Source organism: Aquabacterium sp., assembly GCF_050725395.1.
GTDB lineage: Bacteria > Pseudomonadota > Gammaproteobacteria > Burkholderiales > Burkholderiaceae_C > Aquabacterium.
On record NZ_JBOHHL010000004.1, the window covers coordinates 104,746 to 130,137 of the forward strand.

Here is a 25,392-nt window from a genome sequence, read left to right on the forward strand (position 1 = left end):
TCAATGTCCCTGGCGTTTATTCTTTTAGCTTGCCCAGCAGCGATGCGTTGGCGCTGGTTTGCAGTGTCTTCTTGGCTTGCTTGAGGTCTTCTGCCGAATCAATGTTGTTCAGGTGCGCGTGCGTGTCATCACTGAAATCTGCAGCATTCAAGGCTTGACGCAGTTGGTCTTCCTTGCTCCACGCAGGATCCTGAACCTGAGCGCTGAGTTGCACGGCTTGGCCTGGATACAGAAGCCAAAGGCTGTTGGGATGAGTCAGATACGCCTTGCCCAATGCCTTTTGCTGATCTCCGGATAGCTTGACCAGGCCTTGCACGTCTGTTTCTCCGACCATGAGCACTGAGTCGTTGGGAACAATGCCCATCCCGCGAGGCTTGGAAATGGATTTGACAATTTTCCAAGGAGTGTGTGAAAGGGCGTGTCCATTGGGACCAGGGACATCGGTCAGGCGCATGTTGAAGCTCAATTCCTGCACTGGCAGCGTCGACCTTGGCAAGCGGGGCATGCTCCACGACTGCGTCCCGCCCCCCACCATTGACCTTTGCGCTGCCTGCACGGTGATCTTCCCCGGGCATTCCACCGTCAAGCTCCCACCATCCATCGTGATGCTGGCCCCGCCACTCACCGCCAACACCACCTTTTTGGCCGCAGCCACCGTGACCACACCTTGAGCCGTCTTGATCTCCAGCACATCCTTGGCCGCGATCTGAGCGGGCCCAGCCTGCGCCTGCAGATCAATCGGCCCCTGGGCTGCGATCACCGTCAGGCCCTTGCCCGCAGCTTCGCCGCCGGGCTGGATCGCCCCGGCCAGAATGCCGATGGCCTGTCCGGTGTGGATGCGTGCCTGCCCGCCCACGGCCCAGTGCGTGTCCTGCCCGCTGGCGATGGTCGTGGTGTCTTCGCCGCTCAGGTGCAAGTCCTGCCCCGCCGTCACGCCCACACCCGCTTTGCCAACGATGGCAATGTTGGGGTCCGACATGTGCGGCACCTTGCCTGCCGCAGTTCGGGTGGACCTGTCCGAGGCATCGGCCAAGGCATCGGGCAGTTGAGAAACGTTGACCATGCCGCTCAAGCTCTTGGCCAAGGCAGCGGCTGGTGCCAGCTGATCATTCAAAGTGCTTTGATTGGCCTGCCTGCTGCCCGCCGCGCTCGCCAGTCCCACCGTCTGGTGCGTCACTGCCGCCTGATGAAAGGTCTGCGCCAGTTGCTGCATCTGCTTGGCCAACGCCATTCCCGCTGCATTGTCACCGGCGCCTTCCGCTGTTTGCCCAGCGCCGTTGGCCAGGTTGTAAGTGCTCAACATCACACCCCGTACCGCGCGCACGCCACCCCAGGCGTCGGTGCGCAGCTCAAAGCCCAGGCCGCGGAAGCTGCCTCGGTGGTTGTCGGCCTGGTGCAGCAAATGCCCCATCTGCAACCAGGTCTGGGCTTGCGTGCTGTGCAGGTGCAGGCGAGCCTGGCTGGGCGTGTCGTCGAACACCAGTTGGTTGTAGCCCTGGCCGCCAAACTCCTTGCTCTTGACGCCGCTCAGGGCCGCCGCGTTGTTCTGGCCTTCGGCGCCATCGCTGGCGGCACCCGCTGCCGCGCCGTGCCAGGCTGGACTGTTGCCACCGGCGCCTGAGCCCACCAGATTCATCTGGCTGCTGGGGCTGTGGTCGCTGGACTCGGCAAAGGCGCTGCGGTTGGCGGCTTTGGGCTGACCCCCGGGTGTGCGGGGCACGCCGCCTTCGCCCCGGCCGTTGTACAAACTGGCATGCACGTAAGGGCGGTCGATGTCGTTGTTCAAGAAGCCGACCAGCACTTCGTGCCCGATGCGGGGAATGAATTGGTGGCCCATGCCAGCGCCCGAGAGGCGCTGCATGACACGCACCCAGCAGCTGTGGTCGCTGCGGTTGCGGCCCTTGCGTTGTGGCGCATGCGGATGGGCTTGCCAATGGAACTTGACTTTGACGCGGCCCAGCTTGTCGGTGTAGAGCTCGTCCGGACCATTGGCGGCCGTGCTGCCATCCGGGCCGACCACGATGGCCGTTTGCATGCCCAGCGCGGTGGGGCGCGGCCGTGGGCGCAGGCCGGTGCCATCCAGCAGCACCGCGCGCCAAGGCACGCTGCGGCGCAAGGCCTGGAACTGGCAAGCGAAGCCGGTCTGCACCGCCTGCCGCTGCAAATCTGTGGTGTCGACCCGATCCAATGGGGCCACCGACTGGTTGAGTTGAGGCAGTTCGGCGCGTCCCAGGGTCTTCATGATCTTGTCGCTGAACTCCTTGGGCAGGTTGTTGATGCCATAGGCGTCCACGCCGTGCACGAAGAACTCCTTGTCGTCCGGGGTCAGGCCAAAGGTGGCCAGCGGGTCGAGGGTGGATTGCGTGACGGCCATCCAGGTGCCTGCGCGCAGGGTGCGCACGGTGCCCCGGCCCAGCCATGTCTTGTAGCGGGCCTCGTGGGCTTCTTGCAAGCGCGTGGCGGTGAACTGGGCCTCGGCCTGGTTGCTGAACAGGTAGTCGCCGGTGGGGTCGTAGTTGGTCAGCCAGTTTTGAAGGCTGGTGGCCTCGTCGCCTCCCCATTGATGGTGGGTGGGCGCGTCGGAGGTGATGGCACTGTTGGCCACGTAGTCCCAGCCTTGCAGCACGGTGGCGGCCGTGCCGATGCGGCGGATGGCGCCCATGGCCTGGATGGTGTCTTGCGCTTCCTGGCTGCTGCTGCGGTGAAAGCGGATGCCCTGGCCGCCCGCGCTGCTGGCGCTGACCTGGTCTTGCGGCTGGTTGGCGCTGTTGGCAAAGAAGACCACGGTGTGGCCGCCCGGTGCGGCTTCGTCTTCTTCGACGCGGTAGCACAGGCCTTCTTCGGCCAACAGCCGGCTGACGAAATCGAGGTCGCTCTCGCGGTACTGCACGCAGTAGGAACGCTGGCCGCCATTGCGGGCGAACAGGCCTTGCGCCACGTGGCTGGCCACGTCGTCGTCCCATTTCCAGGCGGCGATGGACGCGTGGTCGGCGAACACGTCCTCCACGATCTCGATGAGCGATTGGTCTTGCCAGACGCGGCTGGTGAGCGTGTGGCCCAGCAGGGCGATCCAGGGCTGCACCAGCAGGCCCTTGCGCGTCAGGCCGCCATCGGCCTCCAATGCATCAGCACCGACGACATAGCCGCTGCGCCGCGCGCGGCTGCCATCGGCCAAGGTGGTGTGCAGCGTGATGGGCCGCGCGTACAGCTCTTTGAGCTCAACGTGGGCGTTGAGCACCAGGGCGTTGATGTACAGGGAAAACGGCTGAGAAACGGCCTCGTGCAGCACGAAGCTTTCGACCATCAAGTCCGCGGGCAGGCTGCCTTCCTGACCGCCGGGCGCCGAGAGGGTGTAGAGCCGGGCCTCCGTGGCCCACTGGCCGATGACGGCCGCCAAGGCGCGGCTGACCTCAGACTTGAATGAATCCAGACCCATTGAGGGCTTCCCTGACGTTGTTTTATTGGAAACAGATGCAAGGTGGGATTTTCAGGTCTGAATGGGGTGGGGCAAGGCCCCCTGATGGGGTGTCGGTGTAACGAGTTGAAAGCGCCGAGATGGCGTCCTCGGTTTAATAGCTGCTGAGGAAGGCGTCCACGGTGCTTTCCACCGCCTGCAGATAACTTTGCTTGCCGTCCTTTCTGGTAGACGGGGAGATGCCTTTGATGAAACTGCGCTTGCCGTTGATTTCTGCATCAAGGTAGACGATGAATTCGTTGTCGTCGATCGCCGTGTTGAACATATTCGAGTTGACGTTGGCAGTCCTGAAATCGTTGTCGTAGGAAGACTGGGTGTTCCAGTAGGTGACGAAGTGGTGAACCGTGACATTCAGCGGTGCGCTTGCATCTTGGCGGCGGCCATCAGGCCGTCGACCGCGGCGGACGCCTGGTCCTTGCGCCACAACAGCCCGGTTTCAACCTCGGGCGCCGCGCCGCTCAACTGCACATAGACCACGCCGGTGCGCTGCAGATTCTGCAGGGACTCAGGCACCAGCGCGATGCCCATGCCCACCGACACCAGGCTGATGATGGTCTGCATCTGGATGGCCTCCTGCCCGATGCGCGGCGTGGCCTGGTGGGCCGTGTAGTAGTCGGCGATGAGATCGTGGAAGGCCGGTGCGCTTTGCCGTGGGAACACGATCAGCGGCTCGTCCAGCAGCGTGCGGAAATCGATCTGACCATGGGTCGGGCGGTGTTTGCGGCTGCGGACCCAGGCCTGTGGCAAGGCCACGACCAAGCGCTCCTTGCGCAAGGGCAGATAGCGCAGCGACTTGGGAAACGCCATGCCCCGCGGAGGAATCACGATGCCGATGTCGATCTCTTGGTTCAGCAAGGCGTCGATCTGCACATCGCTGGTGGCCTCGCGCAGAGTGACTTGCACGTTGGGATGCTGCGCGCGGTAGCGCTGCAGCAGACCGGGCAGCACGCCATAGTCGGCCGTGCTGACGAAGGCCAAGCTCAGGGTGCCGATCTCGCCACGCGACAGGCGCCTTGCCTTGTGGGGCAACTCGGTGGCGGCGGCCAGCACCTGCCTGACTTCGGGCAGCCATTGTTCGCCCACGGCCGTGAGCTGCACCGAACGCTTGGTGCGCGCGAACAGTTGCACGCCAAGCGACTCTTCCAGCGAGATGATCTGCTGGCTCAGCGGTGGCTGCGACATGTGCAGCCGGTCGGCAGCGCGCCCGAAATGGAGCTCTTCGGCCACGGTCACGAAGTACTGAAGTTGGCGCAGGTTCATGGTGAAGCCTTGTTTTCAATAAAGTCGCTAAAAGACTTGATCGAAAGTAAATCAGATATTTTACAGATCACCGGTCGACCGGAAGAATGACGACATCCCCATTCATCCCAGGACACCGCCATGCCGCACAACGAGCGTTCCAGCCACATCACCCAGGGCATCGCGCGTTCGCCCAACCGGGCCATGTACTACGCCATGGGCTACCAGCAGGCCGATTTCGACAAGCCCATGGTGGGCATTGCGAATGGGCACTCCACCATCACGCCCTGCAACTCCGGCCTGCAGAAGCTGGCCGACGCGGCCGAGCAGGCCATCAAGGCGGCTGGCGCCAACCCGCTGCTGTTCGGCACGCCCACGATTTCCGACGGCATGGCCATGGGCACCGAGGGCATGAAGTACTCGCTGGTGTCGCGTGAACTGATCGCCGATTGCGTGGAAACCTGCGTGCAGGGCCAGTGGATGGACGGCGTGCTGGTCATCGGCGGTTGCGACAAGAACATCCCTGGCGGTGTGATCGCGATGGCGCGCACCAATGTGCCCAGCATCTACGTGTATGGCGGCACCATCAAGCCTGGGCGCTGGCAGGGGCGTGAACTGAACCTGGTCTCGGTGTTCGAAGCGGTGGGCGCTTTCAGTGCCGGCAAGATGAGCCAGGCCGACTTCGATGGCATTGAGCGCAACGCCTGCCCCTCCTCGGGTTCCTGCGGCGGCATGTACACCGCGAACACCATGAGTGCCTCGCTCGAAGCGCTGGGCCTGGCCTTGCTCGGGTCATCCACCATGGCCAACCCGGACCAGGAGAAGACCGACCACGCGGCCGAATCCGGGCGGGTGCTGGTCGAGGCCATCAAACGCCAGATCAAACCGCGCGACCTCATCACACGCCGGTCCATCGAGAACGCGGTGAGCCTGGTCATGGCCCTGGGTGGCTCCAGCAACGCGGTGCTTCATTTCCTGGCCATCGCGCGGGCCGCCGAGGTGGACTGGACGCTGGACGACTTCGAGCGGGTGCGCCAGCGCGTGCCGGTGTTGTGCGATCTGAAGCCCTCAGGCCGCTACCTGGCCACCGACCTGCACCGCGTGGGCGGTGTGCCGCAGGTGCTCAAGCAGTTGCTGCGCGCAGGCTTGCTGCACGGCGATTGCCTGACCATCACGGGCCTCACCCTGGCCGAAGCGCTGGACGCCATCCCCGACCGCAGCCTGGCCGACCAGGACGTCATCCGCGGCATGGGTGATCCGCTCTACGCCAAGGGCCACCTGGCCATCCTCAAAGGCAACCTGGCGCCCGACGGCGCGGTGGCCAAGATCACCGGCCTCAAGCAGCCGCGCATCACGGGGCCGGCGCGCGTGTTCGACGACGAGGCCAGTGCCATGGCGGCCATCCTGTCGGACCGCGTCCAGGCGGGCGATGTGGTGGTCCTGCGCTACCTGGGACCGGTCGGTGGGCCGGGCATGCCGGAAATGCTGGCGCCCACGTCGGCCCTGGTCGGCAAGGGTCTGGGTGACTCGGTGGGCTTGGTGACGGACGGGCGTTTTTCCGGCGGCACCTGGGGCATGGTGGTGGGCCACGTGGCGCCCGAAGCGCAACGGGGCGGCGCGATCGCGCTGGTGGAAGAGGGCGATCACATCACCATCGATGCGGACACCTTGTCGCTGCACCTGCATGTGGCCGATGACGAATTGGCCTTGCGCCGTGCACGGTGGGCGCCCCGTGAAACGCTGCCCAGGCCCGGGGTGCTTGGCAAGTACGCTCGCCTGGCCGGCCCGGCCAACCTGGGCGCGACCACGGGATGATGGACGAGCGAGCGCGGCGGGGGGGCCGCGCCTGTACTATCCTTCACGCCATGTCGCTCGACACCGATCCTCCCACCCCCATCCAGCCGCTGGTGGCTTTGCGTGCCCTGCTGGCGCTTCGACGCGACCCGCAGGACACCAGGCAGGTGTTCATCCTTGGCGAGGCGATCAAGGGCAAGTCGCCGTTCACCCTGTTGAACCGATTCAGGCGGGATCCGATGGGGCAGGAGCGTCTGCGCGAGCGCCGCAAATTGATCGACACTCTTCAGCGCACCGACTGGCTGGCCAGCCTGCCCGAAGGCACGCTGGGCCGCACTTACCACGCCTTCCTGGCCGAAGAAAACCTGTCGGCCCAGGGCCTGGTCGAGGTCTCCATGGCGAGCGGCATGACCATGCCCGACGATGGTTCGGACCGGCATTTCATTGGCCGCCAGTTGCGCGACATGCACGACCTTTTCCACGTGCTCAGCGGCTATGGCCGCGACGAGTTGGGCGAGGTCTGTGTGCTGGCGTTTTCTTACCCGCACCAGGGCACGCGCAGCTTTGCCTTGATCGCCACGCTGGGGGCCTTGCACCTGAGCCGTCGACTCAAGGTGAGTGGTGTGCTGGGAGCGGTCTGGCAGGCTTGGCGGCAAGGCCGGGCCGCGTCGTGGTTGCTGGTCCAACCGATGGAATCATTGCTGGTGCAAGACCTGACACGTTTGCGCCAGCAGCTCAACATCGCGCGGCCCACGCGCTACCTGGCGGTGCTGGCGCGCCTGTCGGCCAAGGGCCATGCCGTGGCAAGGCCACCCGGCGTCTGACGCAGAAGGGCCATCGATCTCGATCTGGTGGGTGGGTTGGATCAGCAGCGTCCGGAACGCCGGCTGCGCGGCTGCAACTTGTCAACCTCGGTGATTTGTTGCTTGAGCAGGATCAGCAAGGTTCGTGCTTCGTCGACAGACAAGTGCAGGTGGCTGGTGACCGCTTCATCGCGCGCGGCGCGTGGCTGCACCACCAAGTCGACCCCGATGGAGATCAGGCCGTTTTGCTGCTTCGCCGATTTCAGGCGCTGGATTTCGATGTCGTAGGTCTTCATGCACGCTCTCCGCCAGGCCGTTCGCGCGCAAATCAGGGGATTTGGTAGGCCGTGTTGGACTTGAACCAACGACCAAAGGATTATGAGTCCTCTGCTCTAACCAACTGAGCTAACGGCCCGCACGATGCCAAGCCAGCCATTTTGACACGGGATTCACGGCCGGCCAGCGTGAACGGCCGCATTCAAAGCCGCCGCTGCGCCGCTGGCGGCGGTGTCCACTGGTAGAGCCAGGTCTCGCTCATGGGTTGGCCGTTGTAGCTCAGGTAGAGGCGGAGTTCCACCGGCGCGGTGCCGTCGTCGGTGGGGCGCAGGTCGAACATGGCGCGGTAGCCATTGACCGAGGCCAAAGGCCGGGCCGAGGTGATCTCAACCTTGCCGCGTGATGCGGTGATCACGGGTTCGACCTTGGCGCCGTCGCGCAGCATGGGCAGGTCGCCACCTGCGAAATCGACCACGAAGCGCCAAGAGAAATACTGCCGCTTCTGGCCCACCACACCACCGATGCCGGTGCGCGTGGCCACCACCTGCGCGGCGGTTGGCTGAGCCGGTGGCTTGGCACCCCAGTGCAGGCGGTAGCTGAACAGGCGTTCCTGCCCTGCTTGCAGCTTGGCCTCGGGGTTCCAGAACGCCACGATGTTGTCGTTGGTCTCGTCGTCGGTGGGCAACTCGACCAGTTGCACGGCGCCTTTGCCCCAGCCGGCCTTGGGTTCGACCCACAGGCTGGGCCGGCGCTCGTAGAACACGCCATCGTCCTGGTAATGGTCGAAATTTCGGTCGCGCTGCAGCAGGCCGAAACCGCGCGGATTCTCGTCGCTGTGCGAACTGAAGCGCAGGCCGGCGGGGTTGGTGACCGGGCGCCAGATCCACTCGCCATTGCCGCGCCACATGGCCAGGCCGTCGGAGTCGTGGATCTCGGCGCGCCAGTCGTTGGCCATGCGGTGGTCGTTCTCGCCATGCTGGAACATGCTGGTCAAGGGCGCGATGCCCAGCCGGTCGATGGTCTTGCGCGGGTACAAGGCGGCATCGATGTCCATCACCATCGTCTCGCCTGGGTGGATGTCGAAGCGGTAGGCGCCAGCCACGCTGGGCGAATCGAGCAGGCCGTAGACCGTGATGACCGAGGAGGTGGGGTCGGGGCGCTCAAGCCAGTAGGCCTTGAAGACGGGGAACTCTTCGGGCGTCTCGGCGCCACAGTTGATGGCCAAGCCGCGCGTCGACAGGCCATACTGCGCCTCACCGCCCACCGCGCGGAAGTAGCTGGCGCCCAGGAAGGCGGCCACGTCGCGCTTCCAATCGGTGTGGAAGTTGAGCCTGAAACCGGCGAAGCCCAGGTCCTTCGACAGGCGCTTGCCATTCACGCCGCTTTTGCCGTAATCGAACATGGCCGGGTCGTAGGCCAGTTCTTGTGCCTGGCCATCGATGACTTCATGCATGTGCACCGGCGCGGTGAATCCCCGGCCCAGGTGGAAGAACTTCACCTCGAAGCGGCGCTTTTGCTGGGCCCACAAGGCATGCTCGTCGCGGTAGCCGATGGCCTGGTACTGGTCCCAGTCGAGCTGGGTCAACTCGGCGGGCACGCGTTCTGCCGCGGCTTGCCAGGGCTGTTTCGACAGCGCGCTGGCTTGGCCTTTCAGCCAGGCGTAGCTGAAGGGCTGCGGCTTGCCGAGCTTGCTCACTGCCCCGGCCTGCTCGGCGGCCAGGAGGTTGGGCATCGGGATGCCCGCGGCCGCAAGGGCGGCGGCGGTCTGCATGAAATGACGTCGTTGCATGCGAAGGGGCCTCCTTGTGTGTTGGTCCCTATGCTATCCAATCATCATGGCGGCATGTTTCTCGGGGTTACTTGACCTGCTGCTTGCCCAGCTTGCGGGCCAGGGTGCGGCGGTGCATGCCCAGGCGGCGCGCGGTCTCCGAGATGTTGAAGCCAGTCTCGGCGAGGATCTCGTGGATGCGCTCCCATTCGAGCGTCTTGATGGACGTGGACCGGTTGGTCAAGCCGACCTCGGTGTCGCCCTCGGCCCGTCCAAAGGCGGCTTCGATGTCGTCGGTGTTGGACGGCTTGGCCAGGTAGTGGCAGGCGCCCAGCTTGATGGCCTCGACCGCGGTGGCGATGCTGGCGAAGCCCGTCAGCACCACGATCAGCATGTCGGGGTTGTGCTCGCTCAGCTTCTGCACGCAGGACAGGCCCGAGGCTTCGCTGTTGAGCTTCAGATCGACCACGGCATAGCCAGGCGTGCGGTCCCTGAGCAGTTCGACCATGCCTTCCAGGCTGGCGGCGAGCAGGACTTCGTAGCCGCGTCGCTCAAAAGAACGGCTGAGCGTGCGGGCGAAGGCGGCGTCGTCTTCCACGATGATCAGCAGTCGCTCAGCTTCTTCCATGGGCTTCATCTTCTTCAAAAGTGATGGCGGACAAGGGCAATGACAGCGTGACGACCGCGCCACCGCCCGCGCGGTTGCGCGCCGTGAGGCTGCCACCCAGGGTGCGGGCCACGTTCACGGCCAGGAACAGGCCCAGGCCCCTACCGGGACGACCCTTGCTGGACTGGTAGGGCTTGCCGAAATTGGCCAGCATGGCGGGACCGAAGCCTGGACCATTGTCGGTGACCGTGATGGTCATCGTGTCGGCGTCGCGGGTCACTTCCATCTTCAGGTGGGACGAGGCTTCCAGCGCATTGTCGAGCACGTTGCAGATGGTCTGCTTCAAGGCCGAGTCGGACACCATGGTCAGGTCCTGGCCAAAGCGGTTGTCATAGACGAAGGCCGTGGCCGGTCGGGTGGCGCGCCATTCGTCCACCAGCTCGTCCATGAAAGTGCAGACGGTGGTCTTCTCGGACGATTCGCCGCGCGCCTCGCCGGCCGACAGCAGGATGCCGCTGACGATGGTTTTGCAGCGCTGCACCTGGGTCTGCATCTCTTCGACTTCTTCCAGCAACTCGGGTTCGGAGGTGAAGGAGGGCAGCCGCGCCCAGTCGCCCAGGATGACGGCCAGCGTGGCCAATGGCGTGCCCAGCTCGTGGGCGGCACCCGAGGCCAGCAGGCCCATGCGAACGATGTGTTCTTCTTCGGCCGCGCGTTGCCGCAGGTTGGCCAGGCGCGCATCGCGCTTGCGCAGGTTGAGGCTGATGCGCGTGATGAAGATCACCAACAAGGCAGCGTTCAGCGCAAAGCAGATCAGCATGCCTTGCATGTAGGGGTTGAACAGGCCGCGGTCCTGGTCTGGCGGAAACGAGAGCGGCATGCCGAACAGGGCCAGGCTGGCAAAGCAGGTGGCGGTGATCGCGAAGATGGTCCAGGTGGACCAGGCCTCCAGCAGCAGGGCGGCCAAAGTGACTTGCAGCAGGTACAGGAAGGCGAAGGGGTTGGTGACGCCGCCGCTGAGGTAGAGCTGCGAGGTCAGCATGCTCACGTCCACCAGCAAGGCGAAGAACAATTCGCCGTTGGTGACTTCGCGGTGCGAGCGCCAATGCACCTGGCTGACCAGGTTGAAGGTGGCCAGGCAAGCCAGCACGGTCAACAGGTGCCTGAGCGGCAGTTCGATGTCGTAAGCGAAGTGCGCCACGGCGATCGTGATGATCTGCCCGACCACGGCGATCCAGCGCAGCTGGATCAGCAACTGCATGTTCTTCAAGCCGGTGGCATCGTTCACGCCACGGACCTTGGCCGCGGGCGGTGGGCGCAGGGTCTCTTCGATCGCTGGGGGAGGTGGCTGGCGTGGCATCGGTGTTTCCGTCGTCGGGCTAGCCGGCATTCTGTACCGTCCCGCCACGCCTCAGCTTTTGCTCGTCGCGCCGCACGAACCAGGCCCCGGCCAGCACCATCAGGGCCAGGGCGTACCAGGTGATCGCGTACACGAGGTGGTTGTTCTTGAAGGCGATCACCGTGAGCCCGCCCGCGGGCCACTCTTCGGCGCGGGTGGCTTCGGCGTCCACGAAGTAGGGCGCGACCTGGCTCAGGCCCTGGGCCATGGCGATGGCGGACACGTCACGCGAGTACCAGCGCTGGTTCGATGGATCGTTTTGTCTCAGGAAACCGCCGCCGGGTTCGCTCATGCGCAGCAAGCCGACCAGGGCGACCTCGCCGGCTTGTTCGGTGTCGGCACGGCTGGCGCGGCTGCGTTTGTCGGGAGGGACGAAGCCCCGGTTGACCAGCACGATCGTGCCATCGGCCGCCTGGAGCGGGGTCAGCACCCAGAAGCCTGCGCCCAGGACGGTGCTGGCCTGCACCAGCGTTTCTTGTTCATGGAGGAAATGGCCTTTGAGCCGCACGTGGCGGTACTCGTCGGCGTTGGCATGGACCTGGGGCCATTGGGCGGCGCGGGGCGCATCGGTGGCCGGGGCCTGGACCCGCTGGTCAACCCGTTCGATCAGGTCGAGCTTCCAGAACAGGCGCTTGACCTGCCAGGTGCCCAAGGCGGCGAAGACCGCGAAGAGCAAGGCCGCGAAGATGGACAAGGCGGCCAGGACCAGGGTGGAACGCGGACCACGCCGCTGAGCGCTGTCGTCACTCATGGCGTGGTCTCGTGCCCTCAGGGCATGTTCTTCATTTCGTGGATCGACATGGGCATCATGTTGGCGTTCATGTGGAACATCACCCACAGGGAGCCGCTCAAGGTGATCACCACCAGCACGATCGTGAAGATCAGGGCCAGCATGTTCCAGCCACCTTCGGACCGCGCGTTCATGTGCAGGAAGTAGATCATGTGGACCACGATCTGCACGGCGGCGAAGCCCAGGATGACCAGGGCGGTGGTGCTCGAGTTGTTGAACACATTGCCCATGACCAGCCAGAAGGGGATGGCCGTCAGGATCACCGACAGCACGAAGCCGATGGTGTAGTCCCTCAGGGAGCCGTGGTTGCCATCGTCGTGGCCGTGGTGGTCGTCATGACCATGGTGGTGGGCGCCGTGCGCCGCGGTGTCGTTGTGCGCGCTCATGGCAGCACTCCCATCAGGTACACAAAGGTGAAGACGCCGATCCAGACCACGTCCAGGAAGTGCCAGAACATGGACAGGCACATCAGGCGGCGCTTGTTCTCGTGGGTCAGGCCCAGCTTGCCGACCTGCACCATCAGCACGATCAGCCAGATGATGCCGAAGGTGACGTGCAGGCCGTGGGTGCCCACCAGCGTGAAGAAGGCCGACAGGAAGGCGCTGCGTTGCGGGCCCGCGCCTTCGTGGATCAGGTGCGCGAACTCATAAAGTTCAAGCCCCAGGAAGGCGGCACCGAACAGGCCGGTGATGCCCAGCCAGACCAGCGTGGCGCGCACGTGCTTCTTGTTCATCTCCAGCATGGCGAAGCCATAGGTGATGGACGACAACAGCAGCATGGAGGTGTTCAGCGCCACCAGGGGCAGGTCGAACAGGTCGGCGCCCGAAGGACCGGCGGCGTAGCTGCGGCCCAGCACGCCATAGACGGCGAACAGGCAGGCGAAGATGAGGCAGTCGCTCATCAAGTACAGCCAGAAGCCGAGCAGCGTGCCGTTCTCGGGGTGGTGGTCTTCGGCCACGTGGAAGCTGATGGGCTCCTGGCCGTTGGGGGTGAGGGTGGCGGTATTAGACATGGCTGCTCAGCAGGTGGGTGCGTTCGGCCTCGGTGCGGATCACGTCATCCACGGGGATGTAGTAGTCGCGCTTGTAGTTGAAGGTGTGGACGATGGCCGAGACGATCAGTGCGATGAAGGCCAGGACCGCGGGGATCCACATCTGCCAGATCATGGCGAAGCCGAAGGCGGTGCTCAGGCCTGCCAGGATGATGCCGGCGCCCGTGTTCTTGGGCATGTGGATGGGCAGGAAGCCGCCTTGCGGACGCTCGTAACCGCGCTTCTTCATGTCCCACCAGGCGTCGTTGTCATGGATGCGGGGCGTGAAGGCGAAGTTGTAGGCGGGCGGTGGCGACGAGGTCGACCATTCCAGCGTGCGGCCATGCCACGGATCGCCGGTGTGGTCGCGCAACTCTTCGCGCTTCATGAAGCTCACCACCAGCTGGATCAGGAAGCTGCCGATGCCCAGGGCGATCAGCACGGCGCCGAAGGCCGCGATCTGGAACCAGATTTGCAGGGACATGTCCTCGAAGTGGCTGGTGCGGCGGGTCACGCCCATGAAGCCCAGGATGTAGAGCGGCGTGAAGGCGACCCAGAAACCGATCAGCCAGAACCAGAACGAGCACTTGCCCCAGAACGGGTCGAGCTTGTAGCCGAAGGCCTTGGGGAACCAGTAGGTGATGCCGGCCATCAGACCGAACAGCACGCCGCCGATGATCACGTTGTGGAAGTGGGCGATCAGGAACAGGCTGTTGTGCAGCACGAAGTCGGCCGGGGGCACCGCCAGCATCACGCCGGTCATGCCGCCGATCACGAAGGTGATCATGAAGCCGATGGTCCAGAGCATGGGCACCTCGAAGCGGATGCGGCCCTTGTACATCGTGAACAGCCAGTTGAAGATCTTGGCCCCGGTCGGGATCGAGATGATCATCGTGGTGATGCCGAAGAAGCTGTTCACGCTGGCGCCGGAGCCCATGGTGAAGAAGTGGTGCAGCCACACCAGGTAGGACAGGATCGTGATCACGACCGTGGCGTACACCATCGAGGCGTAGCCGAACAGCTTCTTGCCGCTGAAGGTGGACACGACTTCAGAGAAGACGCCGAACAGGGGCAGGATCAGGATGTAGACCTCGGGGTGGCCCCAGATCCAGATCAGGTTCACGTACATCATGGCGTTGCCGCCGAAGTCGTTCGTGAAGAAGTTGGTGCCGGCGTAGCGGTCGAGCGACAGCAGGCCCAGCACGGCGGTCAGCACCGGGAAGGCGGCGACGATCAGCACGTTGGTGCACAGCGAGGTCCAGGTGAAGACGGGCATCTTCATCATGGTCATGCCCGGCGCGCGCATCTTGACGATGGTGACCAGCAGGTTGATCCCCGATAGCAGCGTTCCGACCCCCGCTATCTGCAATGACCAGATGTAGTAGTCAACCCCCACGTCAGGGCTGTGCAGGATGCCGGACAGCGGTGGGTAGGCCAGCCAGCCGGTCTTGGCGAATTCGCCGACGAACAGCGAAGCCATCACCAGGGCGGCGCCGCTGGCGGTCATCCAGAAGCTGAAGTTGTTCAGGAAGGGGAAGGCCACGTCGCGGGCGCCGATCTGCAGCGGCACCACGAAGTTCATCAGGCCGGTGACCAGCGGCATCGCCACGAAGAAGATCATGATCACGCCGTGGGCGGTGAAGATCTGGTCGTAGTGGTGTGGTGGCAGGAAGCCGGGGTTCTCGCCGAAGGCGATGGCCTGCTGGGCCCGCATCATCAGCGCGTCGGCGAAGCCCCGCAGCAGCATGACCAGACCCAGGATGATGTACATGATCCCGATCTTCTTGTGGTCGATGCTGGTGAACCATTCTTTCCAGAGGTAGCCCCACAGCTTGAAGTAGGTGAGCGCGCCAAGCAAGGTCAGGCCGCCGAGGATGACGGCGGCGAAGGTGACCAGCAGGATCGGCTCGTGCAGGGGAATCGCTTCCCAACTGAGGCGGCCGAAGATGAGCTTCGTGAGGTCGAGGTGGTCGAACATCGTGGGTCCGGGTGGCAAAGGTAAGGGGGCGGCGCGTTATTACAACGGCTGGGAGACGGGCGCGGGCGTGGCGCCTGTCAGATTGGTCGTCGTGCACAGGGCACCGACGTAGCTGCGGTTGGACTGGGCGGACGACACCACATTGAAGGTGCCGGGCTTGCCCTGGCCGCCACGGGCGTCGACGGCCATCATGTCTTTCATGCACATGCGGTTGCTTTCGACGCAGCGGTTCAGGATGGCGTCGTAGAGGCCGGGGGCCACGGAGGCATAACGGCGCACGGGTTCGCGTTCGCTGGGCTTTTCAAGGGCCAGGTAGTCCTCGCGGCTGAGCGTGCCGCCAGTGCTCTTGTTGGTTTGCACCCACTTGTCGAAATCAACCGCGGTCAGGCCATGGAACTTGAAGTGCATGCCGGAGAAGCCCGCGCCGCTGTAGTTGGCCGAAATGCCTTTGTATTCGCCGGGTTGGTTGATCACGGCGTGCAGCTGGGTTTCCATGCCGGGCATGGCGTAGATCTGGCCTGCCAGCGCCGGGACGAAGAAGGAGTTCATCACGGTGGAAGCGGTGATCTTGAAGTGGATCGGGCGGTCGACCGGCGCGGCCAGTTCGTTCACCGTGGCAATGCCTTGCTCGGGGTAGAAGAACAGCCATTTCCAGTCCAGGGCCACGACTTCGACCACCAGGGGCTTGACGTCGGCCGCCACGGGCTTGCCGATGGCCACGCGTTGCAAGGGGCGGTAGGGGTCGAGCGTGTGGGTGCTGATCCAGGTCAGGGCGCCCAGGGCGATGATGATCAAAAGGGGGGCGGCCCAGATGACCAGTTCCAGGTGGGTGGAGTGGTCCCAGTCGGGCAGGTACTCGGCTTTCGTGTTGGATTGCCGATAACGCCAGGCGAATAACAGGGTCAAGATGATCACCGGCACGATGATCAGCAACATCAGCACGGTGGACACCACGATGAGGTCGCGCTGCTGCGCGGCCACGTCGCCAGAAGGGTTCATCACCACCGCTTTGCAGCCGCCCAGGAAGGCGACGGCGAGGAGCAGGAGGGGTCCGCGAAGGTTCTTGAGGGAAAGCATTGCCAGACGGAATTTGAGCGCGTGACCGCAGAAGAGGCAGAATCTACCCCTATTGACTTGTCTTGGGTATTGGGCGTTTTGTCCTATGGCGGCAATCCCTCAGAGGTGAGAACCTCGGGGTGTCCGCTTGAAAATCAAATTCGAATCACGAGTACGCATGATGTCCAGCATCGATCAGACTTACCCCGAGCCCTCGTCGCACAACCTGGAGCGCGATGCCAGGGTCATCACGGCCGGCCATTCCGAGATCGCCCCAGGCGAGATCGCCATTGGCGTGGTCATTGGCCGCGCGTCCGAATACTTCGACTTCTTCGTCTACGGTATCGCTTCCGTGCTGGTGTTCCCCAAGGTGTTCTTTCCCTTCGCCAGCCAGCTGGACGGCATCTTGTGGGCGTTCGTGATTTTCTCGTTCGCCTTCATCGCCCGGCCCTTCGGCACGGCCTTGTTCATGGCGATCCAGCGCCGCTGGGGACGCAGCACCAAACTGACCATCGCCCTGTTCCTGCTGGGTTTCTCGACCGCGGGCATGGCGTTTCTGCCCGGCTATGCGACCTTGGGGTTCCAGTCCATCATCCTGTTGTCGATTTTCCGTTTCGTGCAGGGCATCGCGCTGGGGGGCTCATGGGATGGACTGCCTTCCCTGCTGGCCCTGAACGCGCCTGAAAACCGCCGTGGCTGGTACGCCATGCTGGGACAACTGGGCGCGCCCATCGGTTTCGCGATCGCCAGTGGCCTGTTCCTGTTCCTGCACGGCAACCTGCAGACGGTCGATTTCCTGGACTGGGGCTGGCGCTATCCGTTCTACGTGGCTTTCGCGATCAACGTGGTGGCGCTGTTCGCGCGCCTGCGCCTGGTGGTGACCGAGGAGTACACCCAACTGCTGGAAGAGCGTGAACTGGAACCCACCCGCGTGGGCGAACTGCTCCGCACCCAGGGCCACAACATCTTCATCGGCGCCTTCGCGGCCCTGGCCAGCTTCGCGCTGTTCCACATCGTGACCGTGTTCCCGCTGTCGTGGATCGCCCTGGGCAACACGCAATCGATCAACGATGTGCTGTTCGTCCAGCTCATCGGCTCCGGCATCGCCGTGATCGGCATGATCGCCTCGGGCCTGATCGCCGACCGCATCGGCCGCCGCCAGACCCTGGGCCTGTGCGCCAGCTTCATCGCGGTGCTGAGCGGTTTCGCCCCCACCTTGCTCAATGGCGATGCCGCCGCCCAGAACCTGTTCATCCTGCTGGGCTTTGCGCTGCTGGGCCTGTCTTACGGCCAGGCGGCGGGTGCCGTGACGTCGAACTTCTCGACCAAGTACCGGTATGCGGGCGCGGCATTGACCTCCGATTTCGCCTGGCTGGTGGGCGCCGCTTTCGCGCCACTGGTGGCCCTGGGCTTGTCGGCCCACTTCGGTTTGGGCTACCTGAGCCTGTACCTGCTGTCGGGGGCCGGCTGCACGCTGGTGGCTTTGCGCCTGAACCGCGCGCTGGTGGCCTGACCGCTTGAGCGATGAGGCTGGCCTGCCAGCCCTCCAGTTGAAAACCGGGCCTGGCGCCCGGTTTTTTCATTCCAGGCTCGCGTGATTTCTTGGCGACTGGCGCGCTTCACCTTTCTTCACATTGACCGATATTCCCAATGGATCCGCCCCGCGCGGACGTTCAATGGTTGAAGGAATCCCGATGGCCAAGTCAGTTTCGAAGCAAGTTCCCCAGCGGTGGCTGGCGGGTGTCTCTCTGGTCGGTTTGGGCTTCCTGGCCGCCTGTGGGGGAGGTGGCAGTGGATCGCCTTCTTCCAGCACCTCGGGATCGCATTCTTCGTCCAGCGGCCTGTCTGGCACGGTGGCCGTGGGGGCGCCCATGGCGGATGCGGTCGTGCGCGTTCTTGACTCGGCCGGCAATGTGGTGGCTTCAGGCGTGCAGGTGAACAGCAGCGGGGCCTTCTCAGGGGTCACGCTGACGGGCACCGGTCCCTACCGCATCGAGGCCTGCGGGCATGCGGGCGACAACTACCGGTGTGTCTATTCGGTGGCCCAAGGCGCTGGCGTGGCGAATGTGACCCCCTTGACCACGGCCGCTGTGCTGCTGGCCACGGGCGACTCGCCCGAGGACTTGATGAGCGGCCCGGGTACCTCCCTGGATGCCACCAGCATGGCGGCCGCCCAGACCACCCTGCGCACGGGTCTTGCCGCCATCCTCGCGGATGCCGGCGTGCCTTCCAACTTCGATTTCATCAGCGGTGACCTGAGCGCGGGCACCCGAACCGGCTACGACCGCGTGCTGGATTCGGTCGGTGTCACCACGGGCGAGGCCAATGCGCCTTTCGTGCAGATCACGCCACGCCTGGGCACGGGCAACCTGTACCTGGAATCGGGCTCTGCCCCGCAGGGCGCCTTGACCGTGGACAGCCATGCCGCCAGCGTGTCTTTGACCGGCATCGAAACCCTTTTCCAGAACATGTCGCAAGCCATGGTGAGCGACTCGGCCTGCCGGGCCAATCTGCCTGGCCTGCTGGCCTCCACGGCCAGCATGAGCTTCGATGACCCGAACGCTTCGCAAGGCGCGGCCAACGTGGCCACCCTGATGTGCGATTTCATCGGCGACTCCGCCCATGAAGGCCCCGGCTTCGGGGTGTCTTTCGTCAGTCCCACCCTGGGCCGCTGTGATCTGTCGGGCACCAACCCGATCTGCCGCGTGTCCTTCGTGCTCAAGATGCCCGACAGCAGCCTGAAAGCGATTGGCGAGGAAATGGCGGTCGTTCGCGAAGGCCAGACTTGGAAATTCAAGGGCGATGTGAACCCGATCGGCATCCACGCCAACGCGGCTTTGCAGCGCACCCAGACCTTCGACAGCACGGGGGCATTGGCCTTCACCGAGCATTCGCGCGCATTCCAATTCGACATCCAGGCCGTCACGGGCCTGCAATGCGCCAAGGTCACCCAGAAGGATTCGAACGGCGCCGATGTGCTGCTGGCTTACTACAAGCGCTACAGCGGCTCTCCGCAACGCCTGTCGGTCTGGCGTGGCGCCTTCGGTGCCCTCTTGACCGACCCGAACGACGTGAGCGGCCAGCTTCGCGGCAGCGATGACAGCCAGATCCAGTTGCCCTCAGGCACCGCGGGCGATGCCGCCATCACGAACTTCTACCGTGGTGGCCGCACCGTCAAGGTCGCGCTCTACAGCAATGCCAATTGCACCGGTGACTTGCTGTTGGATGGCCGCAGCGAATTCGAAGTCGACATGATGGGCGTGCCCCCGCTGTCCGATCGGATCGAAGGCTTCCCGTGGCCCACGCTGACGGCGGGCACGGTGAACAGCCTGCGTTCACTCACCCTGGCCACTGACGCGTCGGGCACCTTCAACGCCAGCTGGACCTTCGCCCGTGGCTACACCGGCCTGGACTCGGCCGCGTTCTGTTCCGACCGCCAATGCGGCGGTCAGTCGAATTCGCGGATCGGTGACGTCGATTTCTCGGCCGCGGCCCAATCGGTGAGCGTGCCCTTGAACAACCCCGGCAACGGCATCGCCGTGATCGCGTCTGGCTTCAAGATGCTGGCGCTCTATGGCCGCACCGGCGAAGGCATGGGCGTGCAGAACAACTTCATCTACTGCAGCGGCACCATTGACAGCTTCGGCCAGTGCCATTGAGCCGTTGCCTGTTCAGCGCTTGGCGATGAAGGTGCCCGTCAGCAGTTCGGGCAAACGGTCCACGCCCATCTTGAAGCCACAGGCCTGGGCGTGTCCGCCGCCGCCCATGGACTCGGCCAGCGGGATGACGTTGTAGGGCCGCACCGAGCGCAGGCTGCCCTTGACGATGCCGTCCTTGCTGAAATTCCACAGCAAGGCATAGGTGCCGCATTGGGTGGCCAGCAGGTCGCCGACCTCGCTGCTGAAGGCGCCCGGGCAGTTGACCATCAGGCCGCTTTCTCCATTGAAGGTGATCGGCATGGCGTTGCGGGCGATGTCGTGGCACAGGCTCATGAACTTCTCGTTCATGGCGCCCCCCCGTTCGCGGAAGGCCGCGCTTTGTTCCGGCGTGAATGCGGCGATCTCGGCCCAGCGGGTGAAGTCGAAGGGCTCCATGTCGAGCGCGGCCAGGAAGGCGGCGCTTTCCGGGAACTGCCAGTTCCAGATGTCGCGGTCTTCCACGAACCGGACCAGGTCCGGGATCGACTCATCGCGCTGGAAGAAGCGCCAGGCCAGCTTGGCGCCCGACTGGCTCATGTCGAAATGCACGATGCCACAGCGGCACTGGAAAGTGCCCAGCTTGTCGGCGGCGCTTTTGTGGTGGTCGAGCATGACCAGCTTGGACGCCACGTCGTCAATGCCCTGCAGGATCTCGGCCGAGAATGAAAAGTCCAGGATGTAGACGGGTCGGCCCGCCAGCGGTGGGAGTTCGGACACCTGCTGGACCTTGCCGTGCCCCACGCCCAGGTACTCGCCCCGGCCTTCGAAGAACAGCCAGGCGGCCAGGGCGGCCGCGAAGCCGTCCGCGCACTTGTCGTGGTAAATCACCAGCGGGTTGGTTTCGCTGGTGTCGGGCTGGAAGGCCAGGCCGGTGAAAAGTCCGTTCGTCATGGGGATGGCAGGGGAGTGGGGGCAATGCGCCGATGCTAAGGGCTGGCGGGCGACAAGGGCACTCAAGTATTGAATTCACGTGACGAAATCATGCGAATGGACCCGATCTCTTCCTCCACCACGCTTTCATCTTCGCCGCCGCGTGCCCAGCACGACCGGCCGAGGATCAACACGGGCAACTGGGGTACATGGCTGCTGGGCGAGCACTGGAAGCAGCGGGTGCGCATCCTGCGCTGCCTGGGCGGTGGCCTGGTCTACCTGCTGATCTGCCTGCTGATGAACTGGGTGGCCCGCGATGGCCTCCTGCCCGAACGCCCGGTGATGGCGATCAGCGGCGCCATTGGGTTGACCGTGCTGCTGTTCTATGGGGTGTTGCGGTCCAACCTGAACCTGCGCTTTCGGGACCCGTCCCTCACCATGCCCCAGATGGTGATGGCCGTGAGTTACGCCGCCTGGGTCTACACCTTCGGCGGTCCCGCGCGGGACATCATGCTGTTCATCCTGGTGCCTTTGCTGCTCTATGGCTTCCGCTTCCTGCGGCCTTTGCAGGGGCGCATGCTGAGCGCCTATGCGATCTTCGTGATTGGCTCGGCCATGGTCTGGCTGCTGTACGCGCACCCTCGTACCTACGACATGGCCCAGGAGCTGCTGCGCTTCATGCTGCTGGCGGTGATTGGCGTGACCCTGTCCCAGTTCGCCCGAAACGATGGCGAGCAGGCGTCCGGGTTTCTGCACCTGCTGATGCACCTGGTCTTCTCCAGCGATCCCAAGCAAAGGCTGCGGATCCAGCGTTCGATGGTGGCCGCGGTCAATTTCGTGATCTGCACCATGGTGCTGGCCTACGCGGTCAGCGTGGGTGCGGTGAACGCCACGGCAGGCTGGGTGCTGGGCGTCTACATGATGGGCAACTGCTTCCTCTTCTACGGCCTGCTGCGCAGCGGCATCAACCTGCGGTTTGCCGACCCGTCCCTGACCTTGCCGCAGATCATGGTGGCCATCACCTGCGTGGTGGGCGCCTACGCCATCCTGGAGGAATCGCGTGGCGCGACCTTGATGCTGCTGGTGCTGGTGCTGGTGTTCGGCCTGTTCAACCTCACGGCCTCGCAGGCGCGCTCCGCCGCCTTTTTCGCCTTGGTGGCGCAGGGCCTGACCATGCTGGCCATGAACACCCTGGAGCCTGGCCGCTATCCAGTGCGCCAGGAGATGATCCATTTCCTGTTCGCGTGCACCACCTTGCCCACGATCTCCTTGCTGGCGGGGCAGCTCAGCGATCTGCGTGCACGGCTGCGTGCCCGCAAGGACGAACTGGCCGTGGCCGTGGAACGCATCCAGACCCTGGCCACGCGCGATGAATTGACGGGCCTCTTCAACCGCCGCCACATGGTGGAAACGCTGGCGCTGCAGAAGAAATTCAGCGACCGGGGTGGCCGCGTGTTCTGCATCGGCATCCTCGACATCGACCACTTCAAGCGCGTGAACGACACGCATGGCCACGGCGCCGGCGACGAGGTGCTGCGCAACTTCGCGCACGCCGTGCAGCGGCAACTGCGCGAATCCGACGTCATCGCCCGCTGGGGTGGCGAAGAGTTCCTGCTGATGCTGACCGAATGCAGGGTTGGCCAGGCGGACGCGATGATGGACAGGGTGCGCGAGGTGGTCAACAGCACCCTGATGTGCCCCGAACATGCCGAACTGCACATCCGCTTCTCAGCCGGCTTGGCCGAGCAGCGCTTCGACGAAGAGGTGGCCGACACCATCGAGCGTGCCGACCAGGCCTTGTACCGGGCCAAACGGGCGGGCCGCAACCGCACGGTATTGGCCAGCTGAGTTCGTCGCCTTGGCAATTCATGCTCGGCGTGGCCCATGGACTAGGACGGCCGCCTGGTGCATTGATCACCAGTTGTCGTCGTCGTCCATGGAGCGGCTTTGCCCGCCATCTTGCATGAGTTCGATCTGTTGGCGCAGCAACTGCGATTGTTCGCTCCAGTAGGCCGAGGTGCCAAACCAGGCGAAGGCGGCTGGGAAAGCCGGGTCGGCCCAGCGGCGCGCCAGCCAGGCGCTGTGGTGGATGATGCGCAGGGTGCGCAAAGGCTCGATCAGGGCCAGTTCGCGCCAGTCGAAATCGGCGAAGGATTCGTAGCCTTGCAGCAGTGAATGCAGTTGCTGCTGGCGCTCGCGGTGGTCGCCGCTGAGCAGCATCCACAGGTCTTGCACGGCGGGGCCCATGCAGGCGTCGTCCAGGTCGACGAAGTGCGGGCCTTCGGGTGTCCACAGCACATTGCCGACATGGCAGTCGCCGTGCAGGCGGCGCAGGCACAGGCCGTCGATGCGGTCGAAGGCGGCCTGGGCCAGGTCCAGGGCCTGGTCGGCGACCGAGAGCCACACGGCGCGTTGGTCGTCGGTGACCACCTCGTGTTCAACCAGCCAGTCGCGCGCAGCGCGGCCAGTGGTCTGCACGCTCATGGTGGTGCGGTGCTTGAATTGGCGCGCGGCGCCCACGGTGTGCAGGCGGGCCAGGAAGCGGCCCAGGCGTTCCAGCACTTCGGGGTCTTCCAGTTCGGGTGAGCGGCCGCCCTTGCGCGGCGTGACGGCCACGCGGATGTCGCCCAGCAGGCCCAGCGTGGCGGGCTGGCCGATGCAGCGCACGGCGGGGTCGACCTCCAGGTCGGCGATCAAGGGCAGGGGCGCCACGGCGGGCACTTCGGCGTCGAGTAGTTCTTGCGCGAAGGCGTGTTCTTCCAGGATCTGTTCGTCGGTCCAGCGGCCCGCTCGGTAGAACTTGGCGATGACGTAGCCGGCGTCTTCCAGGCCGATCTGGAACACGCGGTTCTCGTAGGAGTTGAGCTGAAGCAGGCGGCCGTCGCTGAAGACGCCCACGGCTTGCAAGGCGTGGAGGACCGCGTCAGGGGTGAGGTTGGCGTAAGGGGTGTCCGGGGAATGCATCCCGCATCTTACGAGCCCCAGGCGATCAGCTGGTCATTGACCAGGTGCATGGCCCAGCCACTGCCGGCCAATTGCAAGGCCAAGGTGCCGGCGCTGTCACCGGGGATCAGCATCATGCCGACCATGGCCCCCGCGAAAGGCAGGCAGGCAGCGAGCGTGCCGGCGGCCAGCGCGCGCCAACGGAGGGTGTGGCGGCGACCAAAGGCTCGGAGCATGCCCAGGCGCCAGGCGGCACGGAAAAAGTTGGTGGTCAGCACACCAGAAAGGATGACCACGCCCAACATGCTGGTGAGGGAATTCATGCGACCGCGCCCCTGTCTGGACGAGGCCGACAACCGCATCGACCCCATGGGTCCAGCATAGCGGCTTTGCCCCGAGGTGTGCGGGTTTACCCTCTATTCAAGGGGTGTGCGGTGGGCGGGTCAGTCGAGTTGCGCGCCGGCGTTCATGGCGCGCAGCATTGCGCCGTTGATGTCGCCGAAGCTCATCATCAAGGCATCGGCGCCTTCGCGGATCTCGTCCAGAGTTTGCCCTTCCATGGCCTTGACCAGGTTGACGTAGGGTGCATAGGGGCCGGTGCCATCGACGAGCACCTGGAAGACGCGCTCGGGCACCGGGATGGTCTTGAGCAGTTCGCTGAAGGGCTGGCGGAACATGCGGTCCAGCAGCGAGAACACGCCGCAGATGAACAGCTCGTTGCTGAGTTCGTTGTCGCCGCTGCCACGCGAGAGTTCTTCCATCAGCAAGCCACGGCGCACGGCGGCGAACATCACCGGCCGCATGTTGGGGTCCTTGCTGGCGGTGGCCAGCAGCAGGGCCAACCAGCGCTTGAGGCGCTGGTAGCCCAGGATCATGATGGCGTGGCGGAAGGAGCTGATCTCGACCGACAGGCCGAAAGCCGGCGAGTTGATGAAGCGCATCAGCTTGTAGGCCAATGGCGGATCACGCTTGAGCGTCTTTTCCAGGTCCTCGATGTCGGCCTGCTTGTGGACCTGGTCGATCAACAGCACGATGACCTGCAGGGCCGGCTGGTCGGTGGGCCGGGTCGAGACCTCGATGGCGTCGTCGATGGGCCAGCCCAGCACGGCGGTGGCACCGCGCCGGAAGGCGTTTTCCATGGCATCGACCGTGCGGATGCCCGATTGCACATGGCCGATGGTGCGGATGACGCCTTCGGGGCTGCTGTTGCTGCTGCCGGTGATGGGGTCGACACGGCGGTCATCGTCGTAGTCGATGATGGAGTACTTGAAGCAGGGCAGCACTTCGCGCGGCAGTTCGCGCAGTGGCCGGCCCTTGAGCAGCAGCAAGTTGCCATTGGCGTGCAGGGTGCAGATGGGGGCGCTGCTTTCAGGCTCGCAGGCCATGAAAGAAGGGATCTCCATCAGGATGTGCGTGGCCGGTTGCGCGGCGATCAGGTCGTGCAGCAGGCCTTCGCTGAGCACGTTCAGCCAGATCTGGGGACCGCCCACGGGCCAGGCCTCACCCACGGCGGCCAGCAGCGCGGCCGAGTCCAGCTTGCCGCCGCGGTTGAGCGGGAACACGGTCAGTCGCGTGGCGGTGACGCTGCGGTTGCGGTCGATGACCGGGCAGTAAGCCAGGGCGATCTGCCCGAGGATGGGGTGGTCTGTCATGGGCAATGAGTCCC

The 25,392-nt window shown here is 64.5% G+C and carries 21 protein-coding genes and 1 tRNA gene; 5 read left to right on the forward strand and 17 right to left on the reverse strand.

The features are described from left to right. Window positions 1–16: 16 nt before the first annotated feature. The 3 genes from ACREB4_RS04170 to ACREB4_RS04180 all read right to left on the reverse strand — a co-directional run bounded on the left by ACREB4_RS04170 (window position 17) and on the right by ACREB4_RS04180 (window position 4,735). On the reverse strand, window positions 17–3,436 hold the full coding sequence (locus ACREB4_RS04170; protein ID WP_431586933.1) for a type VI secretion system Vgr family protein: 3,420 nt from the start codon (window positions 3,434–3,436) through the stop codon (window positions 17–19). Window positions 3,437–3,569: 133 nt separating this feature from the next. Then, window positions 3,570–3,740, reverse strand: a complete 171-nt coding sequence (locus ACREB4_RS04175) for a hypothetical protein (RefSeq protein WP_431586934.1) — start codon at window positions 3,738–3,740, stop codon at window positions 3,570–3,572. 86 nt (window positions 3,741–3,826) lie between these two features. Continuing rightward, window positions 3,827–4,735, reverse strand: a complete 909-nt coding sequence (locus ACREB4_RS04180; protein WP_431586935.1) for a LysR family transcriptional regulator — start codon at window positions 4,733–4,735, stop codon at window positions 3,827–3,829. Between the two features lie 120 nt (window positions 4,736–4,855). On the opposite strand from ACREB4_RS04180, the gene ilvD reads away from it, so the two are divergent. Next, a complete protein-coding gene (gene ilvD, locus ACREB4_RS04185) occupies window positions 4,856–6,529 on the forward strand; it encodes a dihydroxy-acid dehydratase (protein ID WP_431586936.1) in 1,674 nt (557 codons plus the stop codon). A gap of 50 nt (window positions 6,530–6,579) precedes the next feature. Beyond that, a complete protein-coding gene (locus tag ACREB4_RS04190) occupies window positions 6,580–7,332 on the forward strand; it encodes a Coq4 family protein (protein WP_431586937.1) in 753 nt (250 codons plus the stop codon). A 41-nt stretch (window positions 7,333–7,373) separates the two neighbouring features. Here the strand turns inward: ACREB4_RS04190 and ACREB4_RS04195 are convergent, their stop codons facing one another. From ACREB4_RS04195 to cyoA, 10 genes are all read right to left on the reverse strand, one after another. Further along, window positions 7,374–7,607 (reverse strand): hypothetical protein, encoded by a 234-nt coding sequence (locus tag ACREB4_RS04195; RefSeq protein ID WP_431586938.1) that lies wholly within the window; start codon window positions 7,605–7,607, stop codon window positions 7,374–7,376. A 42-nt stretch (window positions 7,608–7,649) separates the two neighbouring features. After that, window positions 7,650–7,726 (reverse strand) — tRNA-Ile (locus ACREB4_RS04200). Window positions 7,727–7,789: 63 nt separating this feature from the next. Next, a complete protein-coding gene (locus ACREB4_RS04205) occupies window positions 7,790–9,376 on the reverse strand; it encodes a glucan biosynthesis protein (protein WP_431586939.1) in 1,587 nt (528 codons plus the stop codon). A gap of 67 nt (window positions 9,377–9,443) precedes the next feature. After that, a complete protein-coding gene (locus ACREB4_RS04210; RefSeq protein WP_431586940.1) occupies window positions 9,444–9,983 on the reverse strand; it encodes a response regulator transcription factor in 540 nt (179 codons plus the stop codon). Further along, the gene (locus tag ACREB4_RS04215; RefSeq protein WP_431586941.1) at window positions 9,970–11,322 is read right to left on the reverse strand and encodes an ATP-binding protein; all 1,353 of its coding nucleotides are present in this window, start codon (window positions 11,320–11,322) and stop codon (window positions 9,970–9,972) included. Before ACREB4_RS04215 ends, ACREB4_RS04210 begins: the two co-directional genes overlap by 14 nt. Before the next feature lie 19 nt (window positions 11,323–11,341). Continuing rightward, window positions 11,342–12,112: an SURF1 family protein gene (locus tag ACREB4_RS04220; RefSeq protein WP_431586942.1), complete on the reverse strand. Its 771-nt coding sequence runs from the start codon at window positions 12,110–12,112 to the stop codon at window positions 11,342–11,344. Window positions 12,113–12,129: 17 nt separating this feature from the next. Continuing rightward, the gene (gene cyoD, locus ACREB4_RS04225) at window positions 12,130–12,537 is read right to left on the reverse strand and encodes a cytochrome o ubiquinol oxidase subunit IV (protein ID WP_431586943.1); all 408 of its coding nucleotides are present in this window, start codon (window positions 12,535–12,537) and stop codon (window positions 12,130–12,132) included. Beyond that, entirely contained in the window at window positions 12,534–13,163 is a 630-nt protein-coding gene (gene cyoC, locus ACREB4_RS04230) for a cytochrome o ubiquinol oxidase subunit III (protein WP_431586944.1), read from the reverse strand. The genes cyoD and cyoC overlap by 4 nt, the downstream gene beginning before the upstream one ends. After that, window positions 13,156–15,159, reverse strand: a complete 2,004-nt coding sequence (cyoB, locus tag ACREB4_RS04235) for a cytochrome o ubiquinol oxidase subunit I (RefSeq protein WP_431586945.1) — start codon at window positions 15,157–15,159, stop codon at window positions 13,156–13,158. Before cyoB ends, cyoC begins: the two co-directional genes overlap by 8 nt. A 39-nt stretch (window positions 15,160–15,198) precedes the next feature. Further along, on the reverse strand, window positions 15,199–16,236 hold the full coding sequence (gene cyoA, locus ACREB4_RS04240; protein ID WP_431586946.1) for a ubiquinol oxidase subunit II: 1,038 nt from the start codon (window positions 16,234–16,236) through the stop codon (window positions 15,199–15,201). Between the two features lie 157 nt (window positions 16,237–16,393). Here cyoA and ACREB4_RS04245 point away from each other — a divergent pair, with 157 nt between their 5' ends. Both ACREB4_RS04245 and ACREB4_RS04250 read left to right on the forward strand, forming a co-directional pair. Next, complete coding sequence (locus ACREB4_RS04245) at window positions 16,394–17,728, forward strand: MFS transporter (protein WP_431586947.1); 1,335 nt, start codon at window positions 16,394–16,396, stop codon at window positions 17,726–17,728. A 181-nt stretch (window positions 17,729–17,909) separates the two neighbouring features. Beyond that, entirely contained in the window at window positions 17,910–19,874 is a 1,965-nt protein-coding gene (locus tag ACREB4_RS04250) for a hypothetical protein (RefSeq protein ID WP_431586948.1), read from the forward strand. A gap of 12 nt (window positions 19,875–19,886) precedes the next feature. On the opposite strand, the gene ACREB4_RS04255 is transcribed toward ACREB4_RS04250, so the two are convergent. After that, window positions 19,887–20,804, reverse strand: a complete 918-nt coding sequence (locus ACREB4_RS04255; protein ID WP_431586949.1) for a DHH family phosphoesterase — start codon at window positions 20,802–20,804, stop codon at window positions 19,887–19,889. A 96-nt stretch (window positions 20,805–20,900) separates the two neighbouring features. On the opposite strand from ACREB4_RS04255, the gene ACREB4_RS04260 reads away from it, so the two are divergent. Beyond that, entirely contained in the window at window positions 20,901–22,631 is a 1,731-nt protein-coding gene (locus tag ACREB4_RS04260; protein ID WP_431586950.1) for a diguanylate cyclase, read from the forward strand. A 66-nt stretch (window positions 22,632–22,697) separates the two neighbouring features. Here the strand turns inward: ACREB4_RS04260 and ACREB4_RS04265 are convergent, their stop codons facing one another. The 3 genes from ACREB4_RS04265 to ACREB4_RS04275 all read right to left on the reverse strand — a co-directional run bounded on the left by ACREB4_RS04265 (window position 22,698) and on the right by ACREB4_RS04275 (window position 25,378). After that, window positions 22,698–23,747: a serine/threonine protein kinase gene (locus ACREB4_RS04265; protein ID WP_431586951.1), complete on the reverse strand. Its 1,050-nt coding sequence runs from the start codon at window positions 23,745–23,747 to the stop codon at window positions 22,698–22,700. Window positions 23,748–23,755: 8 nt separating this feature from the next. Then, window positions 23,756–24,049, reverse strand: coding sequence for a hypothetical protein (locus ACREB4_RS04270; RefSeq protein ID WP_431586952.1), 294 nt, complete (start codon window positions 24,047–24,049; stop codon window positions 23,756–23,758). Between the two features lie 120 nt (window positions 24,050–24,169). Then, window positions 24,170–25,378, reverse strand: coding sequence for an EAL and HDOD domain-containing protein (locus tag ACREB4_RS04275; protein ID WP_431586953.1), 1,209 nt, complete (start codon window positions 25,376–25,378; stop codon window positions 24,170–24,172). Between the last annotated feature and the right edge of the window lie 14 nt (window positions 25,379–25,392).